At 70.7% G+C, this 15,642-nt stretch carries 12 protein-coding genes; 10 read left to right on the top strand and 2 right to left on the bottom strand.

Features of this window, described 5'->3' with window-relative positions:
* Nucleotides 1–258 precede the first annotated feature (258 nt).
* Nucleotides 259–1,848 carry a phosphoglycerate dehydrogenase gene (serA, locus tag DIZ27_RS27680; RefSeq protein ID WP_109381185.1) on the top strand — a complete coding sequence of 530 codons (1,590 nt, stop codon included), beginning with the start codon at nt 259–261 and terminating at the stop codon, nt 1,846–1,848.
* A 146-nt stretch (nt 1,849–1,994) separates the two neighbouring features.
* On the opposite strand, the gene DIZ27_RS27675 is transcribed toward serA, so the two are convergent.
* A complete protein-coding gene (locus tag DIZ27_RS27675) occupies nt 1,995–3,230 on the bottom strand; it encodes a CdaR family transcriptional regulator (RefSeq protein WP_109381184.1) in 1,236 nt (411 codons plus the stop codon).
* A 177-nt stretch (nt 3,231–3,407) separates the two neighbouring features.
* On the opposite strand from DIZ27_RS27675, the gene DIZ27_RS27670 reads away from it, so the two are divergent.
* The 7 genes from DIZ27_RS27670 to DIZ27_RS27640 all read left to right on the top strand — a co-directional run bounded on the left by DIZ27_RS27670 (nt 3,408) and on the right by DIZ27_RS27640 (nt 12,416).
* Nucleotides 3,408–4,334 (top strand): proline dehydrogenase family protein, encoded by a 927-nt coding sequence (locus DIZ27_RS27670; RefSeq protein ID WP_109381183.1) that lies wholly within the window; start codon nt 3,408–3,410, stop codon nt 4,332–4,334.
* Nucleotides 4,335–4,388: 54 nt separating this feature from the next.
* On the top strand, nt 4,389–6,029 hold the full coding sequence (pruA, locus tag DIZ27_RS27665; protein ID WP_109381182.1) for an L-glutamate gamma-semialdehyde dehydrogenase: 1,641 nt from the start codon (nt 4,389–4,391) through the stop codon (nt 6,027–6,029).
* 327 nt (nt 6,030–6,356) lie between these two features.
* Nucleotides 6,357–6,488 carry a hypothetical protein gene (locus DIZ27_RS47440; RefSeq protein ID WP_095534071.1) on the top strand — a complete coding sequence of 44 codons (132 nt, stop codon included), beginning with the start codon at nt 6,357–6,359 and terminating at the stop codon, nt 6,486–6,488.
* A 97-nt stretch (nt 6,489–6,585) separates the two neighbouring features.
* A complete protein-coding gene (locus DIZ27_RS27655) occupies nt 6,586–7,629 on the top strand; it encodes a 3-isopropylmalate dehydrogenase (RefSeq protein ID WP_109381181.1) in 1,044 nt (347 codons plus the stop codon).
* A 249-nt stretch (nt 7,630–7,878) separates the two neighbouring features.
* On the top strand, nt 7,879–8,967 hold the full coding sequence (locus tag DIZ27_RS27650) for a branched-chain amino acid aminotransferase (protein WP_109381180.1): 1,089 nt from the start codon (nt 7,879–7,881) through the stop codon (nt 8,965–8,967).
* 394 nt (nt 8,968–9,361) lie between these two features.
* A complete protein-coding gene (gene cimA, locus DIZ27_RS27645; RefSeq protein WP_109381179.1) occupies nt 9,362–10,966 on the top strand; it encodes a citramalate synthase in 1,605 nt (534 codons plus the stop codon).
* A 94-nt stretch (nt 10,967–11,060) separates the two neighbouring features.
* Nucleotides 11,061–12,416 (top strand): hypothetical protein, encoded by a 1,356-nt coding sequence (locus tag DIZ27_RS27640; RefSeq protein ID WP_109381178.1) that lies wholly within the window; start codon nt 11,061–11,063, stop codon nt 12,414–12,416.
* Between the two features lie 151 nt (nt 12,417–12,567).
* Here the strand turns inward: DIZ27_RS27640 and DIZ27_RS27635 are convergent, their stop codons facing one another.
* The gene (locus DIZ27_RS27635; RefSeq protein WP_109381177.1) at nt 12,568–13,170 is read right to left on the bottom strand and encodes a YceI family protein; all 603 of its coding nucleotides are present in this window, start codon (nt 13,168–13,170) and stop codon (nt 12,568–12,570) included.
* A gap of 530 nt (nt 13,171–13,700) precedes the next feature.
* On the opposite strand from DIZ27_RS27635, the gene DIZ27_RS27630 reads away from it, so the two are divergent.
* Complete coding sequence (locus tag DIZ27_RS27630; protein WP_109381176.1) at nt 13,701–15,284, top strand: acyl-CoA carboxylase subunit beta; 1,584 nt, start codon at nt 13,701–13,703, stop codon at nt 15,282–15,284.
* A gap of 57 nt (nt 15,285–15,341) precedes the next feature.
* Nucleotides 15,342–15,536: an acyl-CoA carboxylase subunit epsilon gene (locus tag DIZ27_RS27625; RefSeq protein ID WP_109381175.1), complete on the top strand. Its 195-nt coding sequence runs from the start codon at nt 15,342–15,344 to the stop codon at nt 15,534–15,536.
* The last annotated feature ends 106 nt before the right edge of the window (nt 15,537–15,642 follow it).

The following is a 15,642-nucleotide window of genomic DNA, read 5'->3' as shown; positions in this document are numbered from 1 at the left end:
CGTTGGCAGGCCCGCCCGGCCACTTCCGGATGATCCTTCCGCAGTGACGCAGGACGACGCCCCGGCGCCACTACACTGCTGAGACATACGCGTCAGGCCCACAGCGTCGTGCGTCTTCCACGCGGCTAAGCGACACCGAGGAATGCAGGCCACCCCGGCGCCGCTCCCCTCCACCGCATGCGGCCGTCGGGACGGCCGTCCTCCCCCGTAGCGCCACCCGCGCACGGGCGGTGCCCCCATGGACATGTGAGGACTCACGTGAGCTCGAAACCTGTCGTACTCATCGCCGAAGAGCTGTCGCCCGCGACCGTGGACGCGCTCGGCCCGGACTTCGAGATCCGCCACTGCAACGGCGCGGACCGGGCGGAGCTCCTGTCCGCCATCGCCACCGTGGACGCGATCCTGATCCGTTCCGCCACCAAGGTCGACGCCGAGGCCATCGCCGCCGCGAAGAAGCTCAAGGTCGTCGCGCGGGCCGGCGTCGGCCTGGACAACGTCGACGTCTCCGCCGCCACCAAGGCGGGCGTGATGGTGGTCAACGCCCCCACCTCGAACATCGTGACCGCCGCGGAACTCGCCTGCGGTCTGATCATCGCCACCGCGCGCAACATCCCGCAGGCCAACGCCGCGCTGAAGAACCACGAGTGGAAGCGCAGCAAGTACACGGGCGTCGAGCTCGCCGAGAAGACCCTCGGAGTCGTGGGACTGGGGCGGATCGGCGCCCTCGTCGCGCAGCGCATGTCCGCCTTCGGCATGAAGATCGTCGCCTACGACCCCTACGTGCAGCCCGCGCGGGCCGCGCAGATGGGCGTGAAGGTGCTGTCGCTGGACGAGCTGCTCGAGGTCTCCGACTTCATCACCGTCCACCTGCCCAAGACCCCCGAGACGCTCGGCCTGATCGGCGACGAGGCGCTGCGCAAGGTCAAGCCGGGCGTGCGCGTCATCAACGCCGCGCGCGGCGGCATCGTCGACGAGGAGGCGCTGTACGCGGCGCTCAAGGAGGGCCGCGTCGCCGGCGCCGGTCTCGACGTGTACGCCAAGGAGCCGTGCACGGACTCCCCGCTCTTCGAGTTCGACCAGGTCGTGTGCACCCCGCACCTCGGTGCCTCCACCGACGAGGCGCAGGAGAAGGCCGGCATCGCCGTCGCCCGCTCGGTGCGCCTCGCGCTCGCCGGTGAGCTGGTCCCGGACGCGGTGAACGTGCAGGGCGGGGTCATCGCCGAGGACGTCAAGCCGGGCCTGCCGCTCGCCGAGCGCCTCGGCCGGATCTTCACCGCGCTCGCCGGTGAGGTCGCGGTCCGCCTCGACGTCGAGGTGTACGGCGAGATCACCCAGCACGACGTGAAGGTACTGGAGCTCTCCGCACTCAAGGGCGTTTTCGAGGACGTCGTCGACGAGACGGTGTCCTATGTGAACGCGCCCCTGTTCGCCCAGGAGCGGGGCGTCGAGGTGCGGCTGACCACCAGCTCCGAGTCGGCCGACCACCGCAACGTGGTCACCGTGCGCGGCACCCTCGCCGACGGCGAGGAGATCGCGGTCTCCGGCACGCTGGCCGGACACAAGAACGTCCAGAAGATCGTCGCGGTCGGCGACTACGACGTGGACCTCGCGCTCGCGGACCACATGGCCGTGCTCCGCTACGAGGACCGCCCGGGTGTCGTCGGCACCGTGGGCCGGATCTTCGGCGAGGCGGGCATCAACATCGCCGGCATGCAGGTCGCGCGCGCGGCGGTCGGCGGCGAGGCCCTCGCGGTCCTGACGGTCGACGACACGGTCCCCTCCGCGGTGCTGGCCGAGGTCGCGGCGGAGATCGGCGCGACGTCCGCCCGCTCGGTGGAGCTGGTCTGATCCCGCCGTCCCCGGGCGCCCCGCCGCCGGGCCCCCGTTCGGACTGAAAGGCGCCGGGCGGCCGAGAACCCTCTCGGCCGCCCGGCGCCTTTCCCGTCGGCCGGGTGAACGAGACCGTCACCCGGCGCCGACGCGCCTTCCGGTGATCACAGGCGGTGCGCCTTCAGCGCCATGTGCAGCAGGAGTCGGTCCTCGCCGTCGTCCAGGTCGAGGCCGGTGAGCTGCTCGACGCGGGACAGGCGGTAGTACAGGGTCTGACGGTGGACGCCCAGTTCGGCGGCCGTGCGGCCGGCCTGGCCCGCGCAGTCGAGATAGGTCTCGGCGGTGCGGGCGAGTTCCCGGTGTGCCGGGGCGAGCAGCGGGCCGACGACGGGGTCGTGGGCGGCCCGCGCGGGGAGCGCGGTCAGGAGCCGGTAGGGGCCGATCGAGGTCCACCGGGCCGCCGGGCCGAGCCGGGGCTCGGCCAGGGCGGCGCGGGCCGCCGCCGACGCCTCGCCCCAGGCGACGTCGAGTTCGGCGAGGCCGGAGCGGGGCGCGGCGATCCCGGCGGCCACGGCGGGACCGGAACGGCCGCCTTGGCCCTCCCGCGCGCCGACCGCCCCGTCCCGGTGCCCGGGGCCGCTCCCGTGTGCCCGTTCCAGGAGCCGCGAGGCGGCAGCCGTCGCCGGGGTCAGCACGTCGGACGCGCGCAGCCGCAGCAGCAGTGCCAGCGACACGTCCGCGGCTCCCCACGGCAGGGTGCACAGCGCCGTCGCGCCCGGCACCGTACGGACCGACGGGGCGTCCTCGGGGTCGGCGGAGGGCCACGGGGCCACACAGACCATGGTGTGCGGGCCGTCGGCGCGGCCACCGAGGGCGGTACGGAGTTCGGCGACCGCCATGTCGCGCTGCCAGCCGCGTTCCGCACTGAGGACGGCCCGCAGCTCGCGGGTCAGGTCCGCGCCGTGCTGCGCCTCGTCGGCGAGCAGCGCCCCGATCCGGGCCGCCACACCCATGGCCGCGCTCAGCTGCCCCTCGGAGGGGCCCGGGTCGTAGTCCAGCAGCCAGACGTAGCCGAGGACGACACCCTTGTGGCGTACCGGCAGACAGATGCGGCCCCGGTGCACGCCCGCCTCCGGGGTTCTCGGGACCCGGACCGGACCGGTCGCGCGGGTGATGCCGAAACCCTCGAACCAGGCCCGGACGGCGGCCGTCGAGCGACGGGTGAGGATCGAGCGGGTGCGCACCGGGTCCAGCACGGACGGATCGAGGTCGCCCTCGCTGTCGTACGCGCCGAAGGCGATCAGCTCGAAGTCACGGTTCTCCAGGGTCGCCGGAGCGCCGAGCAGCTCCGAGATCTCGTCCACCAGCTCCTGGTATTCGCCCCTGCGTTCCGACGTCACCCCCGCATTGTCCCGCAGAACCGCGCGGCCTTCATACAACTGTCTGAGATCGACGGCACGGATGCGTGACAGCTGTCGATGGCCCACGCTCGAAGGAATCCCTAGATTTCACGGTGGTTCTCCGTGCCGTACCCGAAACGTCGGGCAGCGGCCGTTTCGCAGCTTGTGGAGGTGCCCGTGCTGGGTCCCGTGATTCTCGCCGCGTCGCGCAGCGACCGGATGCGACGCCTGGTCTCGGCGGCCCCGGTGACCAAGCAGGTCGTCGACCGTTTCATCCCCGGGGAGACCGTCGACGAGATCCTGCCCGTCATCCAGGGGCTCACCGGCAACGGTCTCGAACTGACCATGGACGTCGTCGGCGAGGACATCACGACCCCCGGCCAGGCATCCGCCGCCCGCGACGCCTACCTGGAACTGGTCCGCAGGCTCGCGCCGCTGGAGCTGGGCACCCGCGCCGAGATGTCGGTGAAGCTGTCGATGTTCGGCCAGGCGCTCCCCGGCGGCCATGAACTGGCGCTCGCCAACGTCCGCCCGGTGGTCGAGGCCGCCGCCGCGATCGGCACCACCGTCACCCTCGACGCCGAGGACCACACCACCCTCGATTCGATGTTCGCCATCCACGAGGAGCTGCGGAAGGACTTCCCGCAGACCGGCTGCGTCATCCAGGCCTACCTCTTCCGCACCGAGGCCGACGCGCGCCGCCTCGCCGCCGACGGCAGTCGCGTACGGTTGGTGAAGGGCGCCTACAAGGAGCCCGCCGAGGTCGCCTACCAGCAGAAGCACGAGATCGACAAGGCGTACGTGCGCGTCCTGCGGACCCTGATGGAGGGCGAGGGGTACCCGATGATCGGGTCCCACGACCCGCGTCTGATCTCCATCGCCCAGGAGCTGGCGCGCGGCGCCGGACGCAAGATCGACGAGTACGAGTTCCAGATGCTCTACGGCATCCGCGGTGACGAGCACCTGCGCCTGGCCGCCGAAGGCCACCGCATGCGGGTCTACACGGCCTACGGCACCGACTGGTACGGCTACTTCATGCGCCGTCTGGCGGAGAAGCCGGCGAACCTGCGCTTCTTCCTGCGCTCGATGGTCAGCAAGGGCTGAGCCCGAGCACCACCGCTCACCCACTCACCGCTCAAGTCAAGGAGTACGGAAACAATGGACGCTGTGACCCAGGTCCCCACGCCCGTCAACGAGCCGGTGCACGGCTACGCCCCCGGCTCGGCCGAACGCGCCCGGCTGGAGGCCAAGCTCAAGGAACTGGCTGACAACCCGGTCGACCTTCCCTGCACCATCGGCGGCGAGAAGCGGATGGGCGGCGGCGAGCGCTTCGACGTCGTGCAGCCGCACAACCACAAGGCACGCCTGGGCACCTACGCCAACGCCACCCGGCAGGACGCCCAGGACGCGATCGACGCCGCTCTGGCCGCCGCCCCCGCCTGGCGCGCGATGTCCTTCGACGACCGCGCGGCGATCATCCTGCGCGCCGCCGAACTGCTCTCGGGCCCCTGGCGCGAGACCATCGCCGCCTCCACCATGCTGGGCCAGTCCAAGACCGCCCAGCAGGCCGAGATCGACAGCCCCTGCGAGCTGATCGACTTCTGGCGGTTCAACGTCCACTACGCGCGCGGCATCCTGGCCGAGCAGCCCCCGGCCAACTCGCCGGGCGTGTGGAACCGCATGGACCACCGCCCGCTGGAGGGCTTCGTCTACGCGATCACGCCGTTCAACTTCAGCGCGATCGCCGCCAACCTGCCCACCGCGCCCGCGCTGATGGGCAACGTCGTGGTCTGGAAGCCCTCCCCGACCCAGACCCACGCCGCCGTGCTGCTGATGCGGCTGCTGGAGGAAGCCGGACTGCCCAAGGGCGTCATCAACCTCGTCACCGGTGACGGCATCGAGGTCTCCGAGGTCGCGCTCGAGCACCGGGACCTGGCGGGCATTCACTTCACGGGCTCGACCAAGACCTTCCAGCACCTGTGGAAGACGGTCGGCAACAACATCGAGAAGTACCGCACCTACCCGCGGCTGGTCGGTGAGACCGGCGGCAAGGACTTCGTCGTCGCCCACCCGTCGGCCGACCGCGCGATCCTCAAGACGGCGCTGACCCGCGGCGCCTTCGAGTACCAGGGCCAGAAGTGCTCGGCGACCTCCCGCGCGTACATCCCGGCGTCCATCTGGAACTCCGGGTTCAAGGAGGAGTTCGCGGCCGAGGTCGACGGCATCAAGATGGGTGACGTCACCGACCTGTCCAACTTCATCGGCGCCGTCATCGACGAGCGGTCCTTCGCCAAGAACAAGGCCGCGATCGACCGCGCCCACGAGGACCCGTCCTGCACGATCGTCGCGGGCGGCAGCTACGACGACTCCGTCGGCTACTTCGTCCGTCCGACCGTCGTCGAGTGCGACGACCCGGACAACGAGGTCTTCCGCACCGAGTACTTCGGTCCGTTCCTCGCCGTGCACGTCTACGACGACAGCTCCGCCGAGAAGTACGACGAGATGCTGACCCAGATGGAGGCGGTGTCCGACTACGCGCTGACCGGCTCGGTCATCGCGAACGACCGCGCGGCCGCCGCGTACACGATGGAGAAGCTGCGCTACGCGGCCGGCAACTTCTACATCAACGACAAGTCGACCGGTGCCGTCGTCGGCCAGCAGCCCTTCGGCGGCGGTCGCGCCTCCGGCACCAACGACAAGGCCGGCGCCCCGCAGAACCTGATGCGCTGGACCCTGACCCGTGCCATCAAGGAGACGCTGGTCCCGCCGACCGACTACACGTACCCGCACATGGGCTGACGCCCCCCGGCACCGGGGCCTTCGTACCCGCTGCCGCTGCCCCGTCGGACGGGCCAGGTCGTACGGACCTGGCCCGTCCGACGTTTTCGCAGGTCGCGGGGGTGTGACGCGGTCCACTGTCTCAGATAGTAGGAAGTCCGAGTAATTGTGCAGACAGATGCCCCGCACGCCCTTATTTTTGTAGGAGCCGAACGTCTCGCTCGACCAAGCGAACGGCGGTCGTGAGCCGGGCCCCGTGCAGGCAATCCCTGCGGCCCCCGCTCCCCGCCCCTTCCGGTGACGCGTTTCCCCCTCCGCATTCCCGGCTTGTCGAAGGAGTCGATTCCCATGGCCGAGACCACTGTCCGCCGCCGAGTCCGCCACGCCTCCCGTACGAGCGAGTCCGACCGCAAGAACGCCGCGGCCGCCCTCCAGCGTGCCCTCGACCGCCGGGACAACGGCGGTTCGACCGGCCACTGAGCCGCTCCGGGCGGTCCCGGTCGACGGTCCCCTCATGCGAGTGTCCGCATCTCGGACGGCTCGTGTCAGAGCATGGGACGAGGAGTAGGGTGCTCGCATGTCTCGCAGCATCAATCTCGCAGTGATCCCCGGTGACGGCATCGGCCAGGAGGTCGTGACCGAAGGTCTCAAGGTCCTCTCCGCCGTCCTTCCGCAGGATGTGAAGCTGGAGACCAGGGAGTACGACTTCGGCGCGCGGCGCTACCACGCCACCGGTGAGGCCCTCACCGACGCCGACCTCGACGCGCTGAAGCAGCACGACGCCATCCTGCTCGGTGCCATCGGCGATCCGAGCGTCCCCTCCGGCGTCCTGGAGCGCGGCTTCCTGCTCAAGCTCCGCTTCGCCTTCGACCACCACGTCAACCTGCGGCCGTCGAAGCTCCTGCCGGGTGTGTCCACGCCGCTCGCGGGGCAGCCGGAGATCGACTTCGTCGTGGTCCGGGAGGGCACCGAGGGCCCGTACACCGGCAACGGCGGCACCATCCGCAAGGGCACCGAGCACGAGGTCGCCACCGAGGTCTCCGTCAACACGGCCTACGGTGTCGAGCGTGTCGTGCGTGACGCCTTCGCCCGCGCCCAGGCCCGCCCGCGCAAGAAGCTCACGTTGGTCCACAAGAACAACGTGCTGACCTTCGCCGGCCACCTGTGGACGAACGTCTTCAACAAGGTGGCCGCGGAGTACCCCGAGGTCACCACTGACTACATCCACGTCGACGCCGCGACGATCTACCTCGTCACCCAGCCCGAGCGTTTCGACGTGATCGTCACCGACAACCTCTTCGGTGACATCATCACCGACCTCGCCGCGGCCGTCTCCGGCGGCATCGGCGTCGCCGCGAGCGGGAACATCAACCCGTCCGGCGAGTTCCCGTCGATGTTCGAGCCCGTGCACGGCTCGGCCCCGGACATCGCCGGCCAGGGCAAGGCGGACCCGAGCGCCACGGTCCTCTCCGTCGCCCTCCTCCTGCGCCACCTCGGCCACGACGCCGAGGCGGCCCGCATCGAGGAAGCCGTCTCCGCCGACCTCGCGGAGCGCGGAGATCTGCCCGCGCGCAGCACCTCCGAGATCGGCGACGCGCTCGCCGTACGCGTAGCCGGCTGACCGGGCGCGCACACTCGACACCATTCGAAGCCGCCGGTCGCAACCGCCCGGCGGCTTCCCCATGTCCCCGCCGGGTGCCACCATCGACCACCGGGCCGCATTCACCCTGTGTTCCCCCGCCGCAGCCCCCGGGCGATAATCGAACGCGGAGCCGCGGAATGAGGGAATGCTCGGACGTCCTACCACTGGCCACCGGCCGTACGGGCGTGAGCGCGGCCCGTCACTACAACCGGTGAAGGACAACCATTCATGACGACGCCCACGATCGAGCTCAAGCCCTCCGCCCACCCCCTCTCGGACGCCGAGCGAGAGGCGATCCTGGCCGACCCGGGGTTCGGCCGCCACTTCACCGACCACATGGTGACGATCAAGTGGACCGAGGGCCGGGGCTGGCACGACGGACAGCTCGTCCCCTACGCGCCGATCCCCCTCGACCCGGCGACCCACGTCCTGCACTACGCACAGGAGATCTTCGAGGGACTGAAGGCCTACCGCAGGCCCGACGGGTCCGTCGCCACCTTCCGCCCCGAGAAGAACGCCGAGCGTTTCCAGCGCTCCGCCCGCCGCCTCGCGATGCCCGAGCTGCCGGTCGAGACGTTCATCGAGGCGTGCGACGTGCTGGTCGGGCAGGACAAGGCGTGGGTGCCGGCGCACGGCGGTGAGGAATCCCTCTACCTGCGCCCCTTCATGATCGCCACCGAGGTCGGACTGGGCGTCAAGCCCGCCAACGAGTACCTGTTCCTGGTGATCGCCTCCCCGGCCGGCGCCTACTTCCCCGGTGGTGTGAAGCCGGTCTCCATCTGGGTCTCCGAGGACCGCGTCCGTGCCGTCCCCGGCGGCATGGGCGACGCGAAGACCGGTGGCAACTACGCCGCCTCGCTGCTCGCCCAGGCCGAGGCCGCGGCCAAGGGCTGCGACCAGGTCTGCTACCTCGACGCCGTGGAGCACACCTGGGTCGAGGAGCTCGGCGGCATGAACCTGTACTTCGTGTACGGCAACAAGATCGTCACACCGGCCCTCACCGGCTCCATCCTGGAGGGCGTCACCCGTGACTCCCTGCTGAGCGTCGCCCGCGACCTCGGCTACGAGGCCGTCGAGGAGCGGGTCTCGGTCGACCAGTGGCAGCGCGACTCCGAGAACGGCACCCTCACCGAGGTGTTCGCCTGCGGCACCGCGGCCGTCATCACTCCCGTCGGCACCGTCAAGCGGGCCGGTGGCGAGTGGCAGCAGAGCGGCGGCGAGCCCGGCGAGGTCACCCTGCGCCTGCGCCGGGCCCTGCTCGACATCCAGCGCGGCACGGCCGAGGACAAGCAGGGCTGGATGCACCCCCTGGGCTGACTCCCGTCCGCCCCGGCAGGGCCGCCCGGACCCCACCGTCCGCGGCGGCCCGCTCGGCGGGGGCGGTGGGGTCCGGTCGCCGAAGGGCGGACACCCAGCGCCCGTATCCTGAGACGGACGGTGATCGTCGGGTCGGGTTGTGCCACACTTCCCCCGTGCTCTCGTTCGCCATGATTATTGGCAGCAGGCGCGCCGGTCCGCAGTGACCGCCCTTACGACAACGTACAGGCGGACATCGTCGTCCTCGACCCGCGCGCAGACCTCTCGCACCCGCGAGAGGTTTTTCTGTTTCCTGGCCCACCAGAAGCCGGGGAGCCGGCGCGAGGGACCATGGGGGGACGGTGGAACCGGTCATTCCGGTAGACCGAGATCCAACATCAGGAGCCTTCAGACCATGACCGCAACCAGCGAGCCCGACGACTCGTTCCACGTCTTCGACACCACCCTGCGCGACGGCGCCCAGCGCGAGGGAATCAACCTCACGGTCGCCGACAAGCTGGCCATCGCACGGCACCTGGACGACTTCGGGGTGGGCTTCATCGAGGGCGGCTGGCCGGGCGCGAACCCGAGGGACACCGAGTTCTTCGCCCGTGCCCAGCAGGAGATCGAATTCCGGCACGCCCAGTTGGTCGCCTTCGGCGCCACCCGCCGCGCCGGCACCACCGCCGCCGAGGACCCGCAGGTCAGGGCGCTCCTCGCCTCCGGCGCGCAGGTGATCACGCTGGTCGCCAAGTCCCACGACCGTCATGTCGAGCTCGCCCTGCGCACCACCCTGGACGAGAACCTGGAGATGGTCCGCGACACCGTCGCCTTCCTCAAGGCCGAGGGCCGCCGGGTGTTCGTCGACTGCGAGCACTTCTTCGACGGCTACCGCGCCAACCCCGAATACGCCAAGTCGGTCGTCCGCACGGCCGCGGAGGCCGGTGCCGACGTCGTCGTCCTGTGCGACACCAACGGCGGCATGCTCCCCGCCCAGGTCCAGGCCGTGGTCTCGACGGTGCTCGCTGACACCGGCGCCCGGCTCGGCATCCACGCCCAGGACGACACCGGGTGCGCGGTCGCCAACACCCTCGCCGCCGTCGACGCGGGCGCCACCCACGTCCAGTGCACGGCCAACGGCTACGGCGAGCGCGTCGGCAACTCCAACCTGTTCCCGGTGGTGGCGGCGCTGGAGCTCAAGTACGGCAAGAAGGTCCTGCCCGAGGGCCGGCTCCGGGAGATGACGCGCATCTCGCACGCCATCGCCGAGGTGGTCAACCTGACCCCGTCCACCCACCAGCCCTACGTGGGTGTCTCCGCCTTCGCCCACAAGGCCGGTCTGCACGCCTCCGCCATCAAGGTCGACCCGGACCTGTACCAGCACATCGACCCCGAACGGGTCGGCAACACCATGCGGATGCTGGTGTCCGACATGGCAGGCCGCGCCTCCATCGAGCTCAAGGGCAGGGAACTCGGCATCGACCTGGGAGACGACCGCGAGCTGGTCGGCCGGGTCGTGGAGCGGGTCAAGGAACGCGAGCTCAAGGGCTACACGTACGAGGCCGCCGACGCCAGCTTCGAACTGCTGCTGCGGGCGGAGGTCGAGGGCAGACAGCTGAAGTACTTCGACGTCGAGTCCTGGCGCGCGATCGTCGAGGACCGCCCCGACGGCACCCATGCCAACGAGGCCACGGTGAAACTGTGGGCCAAGAGCGAGCGCATCGTCGCCACGGCGGAGGGCAACGGTCCGGTCAACGCCCTGGACCGGGCCCTGCGCGTCGCCCTGGAGCGGATCTACCCGCAGCTCGCCAAGCTGGAGCTGGTCGACTACAAGGTCCGCATCCTCGAGGGCAAGCACGGCACGCACTCCACCACCCGGGTCCTGATCTCCACGTCCGACGGCGCGGGGGAGTGGTCGACCCTGGGTGTCGGGGACAACGTCATCGCCGCGTCCTGGCAGGCGCTGGAGGACGCGTACACCTACGGCCTGCTGCGGGCCGGGGTCGAACCGGCGGCCTGAGGGGACCGGGCCCGGCAGGGGCCCCGCGCCGTCGCGGGGGACCCCTACCGGGCCCGATGCCCGTTTCCGGCCCGGTTCGGGTAGCTTCGAACACATGAAGGACGCGCTGACGCGTACCCTCGTACGCCTGCTGATCGTGCCCGTGGTCGCCGCGCTGGCGGTTCTGACGGCCGGGGCGCCGGGCGCGCACGCGGCCACCGACCTCTCGGCCGTGGCTCAGGCCCTGCGCGAGCGTCCCGTCTACGTCGATCCCGAGGCGAGGGACATCCTGTCCGAGTCGGACGCCGAGGCCCTCGCGAACAAGATCGAGAACGCGGACAAACCCGTCCTCGTGACGGTCCTCCCGGCCGGTTACCCCACCGAGAACCTCTTCCGGAACCTGCGCACCGAGACCGGCGTCACCGGTCTGTACGGCATCCGTCTCGGCGACCGGTTCGACGCGCGCGCCGACAGCAGCGTGCTGAGCCGCCAGGGCGTGCAGAACCTGGTCACGGCCGCGCAGGGCGCGGGGGACGCCAAGGCCCAGCTGAACGACTTCGTCGACGACGCGCTGCGCAACACCGGCGGTTCGGCGCCGAGTTCCTGGAGCGGCGGGTCCGACGGCGTCCCCGTCGGCGGACTGATCACCGTCGGCACCCTGCTGGTCGCCGGCGGCGCGGGCGCGTACGCGGTGTCCCGACGCAATCGGCGTCGGACCATGGAGCACGCGGCGGAGCAGCGGGCCGCGCTGGAGAAGCTGCGGGTGGTGGTCGACGAGGACATCACCGCGTTCGGCGAGGAACTCGACCGGCTCGACTTCCACCCCGGTGAGCCCGGCGCCGACGACGCCATGCGCGCCGACTACGAGCGTGCGCTGGACTCCTACGAGCAGTCCAAGCGGTTGATGGACGCGGCCGGCAGGCCGGAGGACGTCCGCGCGGTCACCCAGGCCGTGGAGGACGGCCGCTTCGCGCTGGCGCAGCTCGATGCCCGCCGTGCGGGCCGGTCGCTGCCGGAGCGCAGGCCGCCCTGCTTCTTCGACCCGCGCCACGGCCCCTCGGTCGCCGACGCCCTCTGGGCGCCCCCCGGCGGCACCGAGCGGGAGGTCCCGGTCTGTGCGGCGGACCGGACCCGCCTGGCCGACGGCCACGACCCGGCCGTCCGCGAGGTCGACACCGACCGGGGCCGCCGCCCCTACTGGGAGGCGGGCCCGGCCTACGGCCCCTGGGCGGGCGGCTACTTCGGCGGCGGCCTGCTGCCCGGTCTGCTCGTCGGCACGGTGCTCGGCGGCATGATGGCCGACCCCTCCTACGCGGCCGACTACGGCTCCGGCTACGGAGACTTCGGCGGCTACACGGGCGGAGACGTCTCCGGCGCCGACTTCGACAGCGGGGACTTCGGCGGCGGCTTCGGCGGGGGAGACTTCGGAGACGGTGGCTTCGGCGGCGGGGACTTCGGCGGAGGGTTCTGAGCGCCGGGCCACGGGGAGACGCCGGACACCGGGTCCGCGCCCGGTCCCGGGGTCAGGCCCGGGGATGCCGAGCGCCCGCCCTCCCGTACGGGGGGTACCGGGGGCGGGCGCGCTCAGGGGTGGCGGCGGTCAGGGCCGCGCCGTCGGCGGATCAGGCGTTGCGGATCGCCGAGATGTCGAAGTTCAGCTTGATCTTGTCGGAGACCAGGACGCCGCCCGTCTCCAGTGCCGCGTTCCAGGTCAGGCCCCACTCGGAGCGCAGGATCTCGGCCTTGCCCTCGAAGCCGACGCGCTGGTTGCCGAACGGGTCGGTGGCGGAGCCGTTGAACTCCAGGTCGATGGCGAGCGGCTTGGTGGTGCCGAGGATCGTCAGGTCACCGGTGATGCGGTAGTCGTCCCCACCGAGGGCTTCGGCCTTGGTGGAGCGGAACGTCATCGTAGGGAACTCGTCGGTCTTGAAGAAGTCCGAGCTCTTCAGGTGACCGTCACGGTCGGCGTTGCCCGTCTCGATGCTCTCCATCACCACGTCGAGGGTGGCGGTGGAGTTGGACGGGTTGGAGCCGTCCAGGTGCAGCGTGCCGGTGAAGTCCTGGAAGCTGCCCTTGACGTTGGTGACCATCGCGTGCCGGGCGACGAAACCGAGGGTGGTGTGCGCCGGGTCGATCGTGTAGTCGCCGGTCAGGGCGGCCAGGGCCGGGCTCACGGCGGCCGGGGCGGTCGCGGTCTCGTTGCTCTTGCGGCTGAAGATGCCCATGGTGTGTTCCTCCTGGGGACGGGGATCGGATGATCCCGTTGAACGTTCAATCACTTCCAACGGGGCCTACTGTAGACACATTCCCTTTAAAGTTCAACATCTTTCGGGGGATGCTTTCGAGGGTGCCGAAGGCGAGTCCCCTCCGACCCCGTCCTTCATGTCCCGTACCGGTCCGTCCTCTCGAGCCGCTACTCTCTGCGGGGCGGGTCGACCCGAACGGGTGAACCCCGGAAGAACATCCGTGAACGCCCTGGAGCGCGGGCGGAAAACCGCCGCGGGCCCGGCGAATCCCCGGGCGCAGGGCGCCCGGCCGGGGCCGGGCCGCACCCTCCGGGAGATCCGCGCCATGCGGGGGTGTGAGGGGTTCCCCAGCCTCCAATTTTATTGGAACCCTACAACCAGCAGGCCCTCCAAGCAGTTGGAACGCCTGCATGCCGTCTCGGTTCTGTTCAGTGGCACCAGGAAAACGCCTCGGAGACTGTGAGGAGTCGACGGCTCGCATTCCCGGGTGAGCTTCGTAAGGTCACTACATGACCGTTTTGGATGAGGCGCCGGGTGAGCCGACCGACGCGCGCGGACGCGTGGCCGAACTGCACGAGATTCGCGCGCAGGCGCTGGCCGGCCCGAGCGAGAAGGCGACCCGGGCGCAGCACGCCAAGGGCAAGCTGACCGCGCGGGAGCGCATCGAACTGCTGCTTGACCCGGGCTCCTTCCGTGAGGTCGAGCAGCTGCGCCGGCACCGGGCGACCGGCTTCGGTCTGGAGGCCAAGAAGCCGTACTCCGACGGTGTGATCACCGGCTGGGGCACGGTGGAGGACCGTACGGTCTTCGTCTACGCCCACGACTTCCGGATCTTCGGCGGTGCGCTGGGCGAGGCCCACGCCACCAAGATCCACAAGATCATGGACATGGCCATCGCGGCGGGTGCGCCGCTGGTCTCCCTCAACGACGGCGCGGGCGCCCGTATCCAGGAGGGCGTCTCGGCGCTCGCCGGCTACGGGGGCATCTTCCAGCGCAACACCAAGGCGTCCGGTGTCATCCCGCAGATCAGCGTGATGCTCGGCCCGTGTGCGGGCGGCGCGGCCTACAGCCCCGCCCTGACGGACTTCGTGTTCATGGTCCGCGAGACCTCACAGATGTTCATCACCGGCCCGGACGTGGTCAAGGCCGTCACCGGTGAGGAGATCACCCAGAACGGCCTGGGCGGCGCGGACGTGCACGCCGAGACCAGCGGCGTCTGCCACTTCGCCTACGACGACGAGGAGACGTGCATCGCCGAGGTGCGCTACCTCCTCTCGCTGCTCCCGCAGAACAACCGCGAGAACCCCCCGCGGGCCGAGAGCGCCGACCCCGCGGAGCGCCGCGGCGAGAGCCTGCTGGACCTGGTCCCGGCCGACGGCAACCGTCCGTACGACATGACCAAGGTCATCGAGGAGATCGTCGACGACGGCGAGTACCTCGAGGTCCACGAGCGCTGGGCGCGCAACATCATCTGCGCGCTGGCCCGGATGGACGGCCAGGTCGTCGGCATCGTCGCCAACCAGCCCCAGACGCTGGCGGGCGTGCTCGACATCGAGGCGTCCGAGAAGGCCGCCCGCTTCGTGCAGATGTGTGACGCCTTCAACATCCCGATCCTCACCTTCCTGGACGTCCCCGGCTTCCTCCCGGGCGTCGACCAGGAACACGGCGGCATCATCCGCCACGGCGCCAAACTGCTCTACGCCTACTGCAACGCCACCGTGCCGAGGATCTCGCTGATCCTGCGCAAGGCGTACGGCGGCGCGTACATCGTCATGGACAGCCAGTCCATCGGCGCCGACCTCACCTACGCCTGGCCCACCAACGAGATCGCCGTGATGGGCGCGGAGGGCGCGGCCAACGTCATCTTCCGCCGCCAGATCGCCGACGCCGAGGACCCGGACGCCATGCGGGCGCGCATGGTCAAGGAGTACAAGGCCGAGCTGATGCACCCCTACTACGCGGCCGAACGCGGTCTGGTCGACGACGTCATCGACCCCGCCGAGACCCGCGAGGTGCTGATCCGGTCCCTGGCGATGCTCCAGAGCAAGCACGCCGACCTGCCCTCCCGTAAGCACGGCAACCCGCCGCAGTAACCCGGCGGACCCGCCGCGGCAACCCCGCGGACCTCTCTCCCAGGGAGACTGACACCCATGAGCACACCTGACATCCGTGTCGAGAAGGGCCACGCAGAGCCCGAGGAAGTCGCCGCCCTCACGGCGATCCTCCTCGCCCGCGCGGCCACCCGCCCCACCTCCGACGCCCGGGCCCACCGCGGCCGCGCCAAGGCCGGCTGGCGCCGCCTCGAACGCGAGCCGGGTTTCCGCGCCCCGCACAGCTGGCGCTGACCTCACACGCGAAGAGGCCCCTCCTTCTCAAGAAGGAGGGGCCTCTTCGCGTGGCACCACCGGGGCAGCCGGCTGCGCGGGGCACGGCACACAACAGCCCCCGGCA

The sequence above is a fragment of the Streptomyces sp. NWU339 genome (assembly GCF_003143855.1).
In the GTDB taxonomy this organism is placed as follows: domain Bacteria; phylum Actinomycetota; class Actinomycetes; order Streptomycetales; family Streptomycetaceae; genus Streptomyces.
The sequence above is the reverse complement of the archived record's forward strand: the minus strand, read 5'-3'. Positions and strand labels throughout refer to the sequence as shown.

Coding starts and splice junctions, on each gene's coding strand:
- pruA (WP_109381182.1), top strand. CDS start 4,389: ATGGACGCTGTGACCCAGGTCCCCACGCCCGTCAACGAGCCGGTGCAC.
- DIZ27_RS47440 (WP_095534071.1), top strand. CDS start 6,357: ATGGCCGAGACCACTGTCCGCCGCCGAGTCCGCCACGCCTCCCGTACG.
- DIZ27_RS27655 (WP_109381181.1), top strand. CDS start 6,586: ATGTCTCGCAGCATCAATCTCGCAGTGATCCCCGGTGACGGCATCGGC.
- DIZ27_RS27650 (WP_109381180.1), top strand. CDS start 7,879: ATGACGACGCCCACGATCGAGCTCAAGCCCTCCGCCCACCCCCTCTCG.
- cimA (WP_109381179.1), top strand. CDS start 9,362: ATGACCGCAACCAGCGAGCCCGACGACTCGTTCCACGTCTTCGACACC.
- DIZ27_RS27640 (WP_109381178.1), top strand. CDS start 11,061: ATGAAGGACGCGCTGACGCGTACCCTCGTACGCCTGCTGATCGTGCCC.
- DIZ27_RS27635 (WP_109381177.1), bottom strand. CDS start 13,170: ATGGGCATCTTCAGCCGCAAGAGCAACGAGACCGCGACCGCCCCGGCC.
- DIZ27_RS27630 (WP_109381176.1), top strand. CDS start 13,701: ATGACCGTTTTGGATGAGGCGCCGGGTGAGCCGACCGACGCGCGCGGA.
- DIZ27_RS27625 (WP_109381175.1), top strand. CDS start 15,342: ATGAGCACACCTGACATCCGTGTCGAGAAGGGCCACGCAGAGCCCGAG.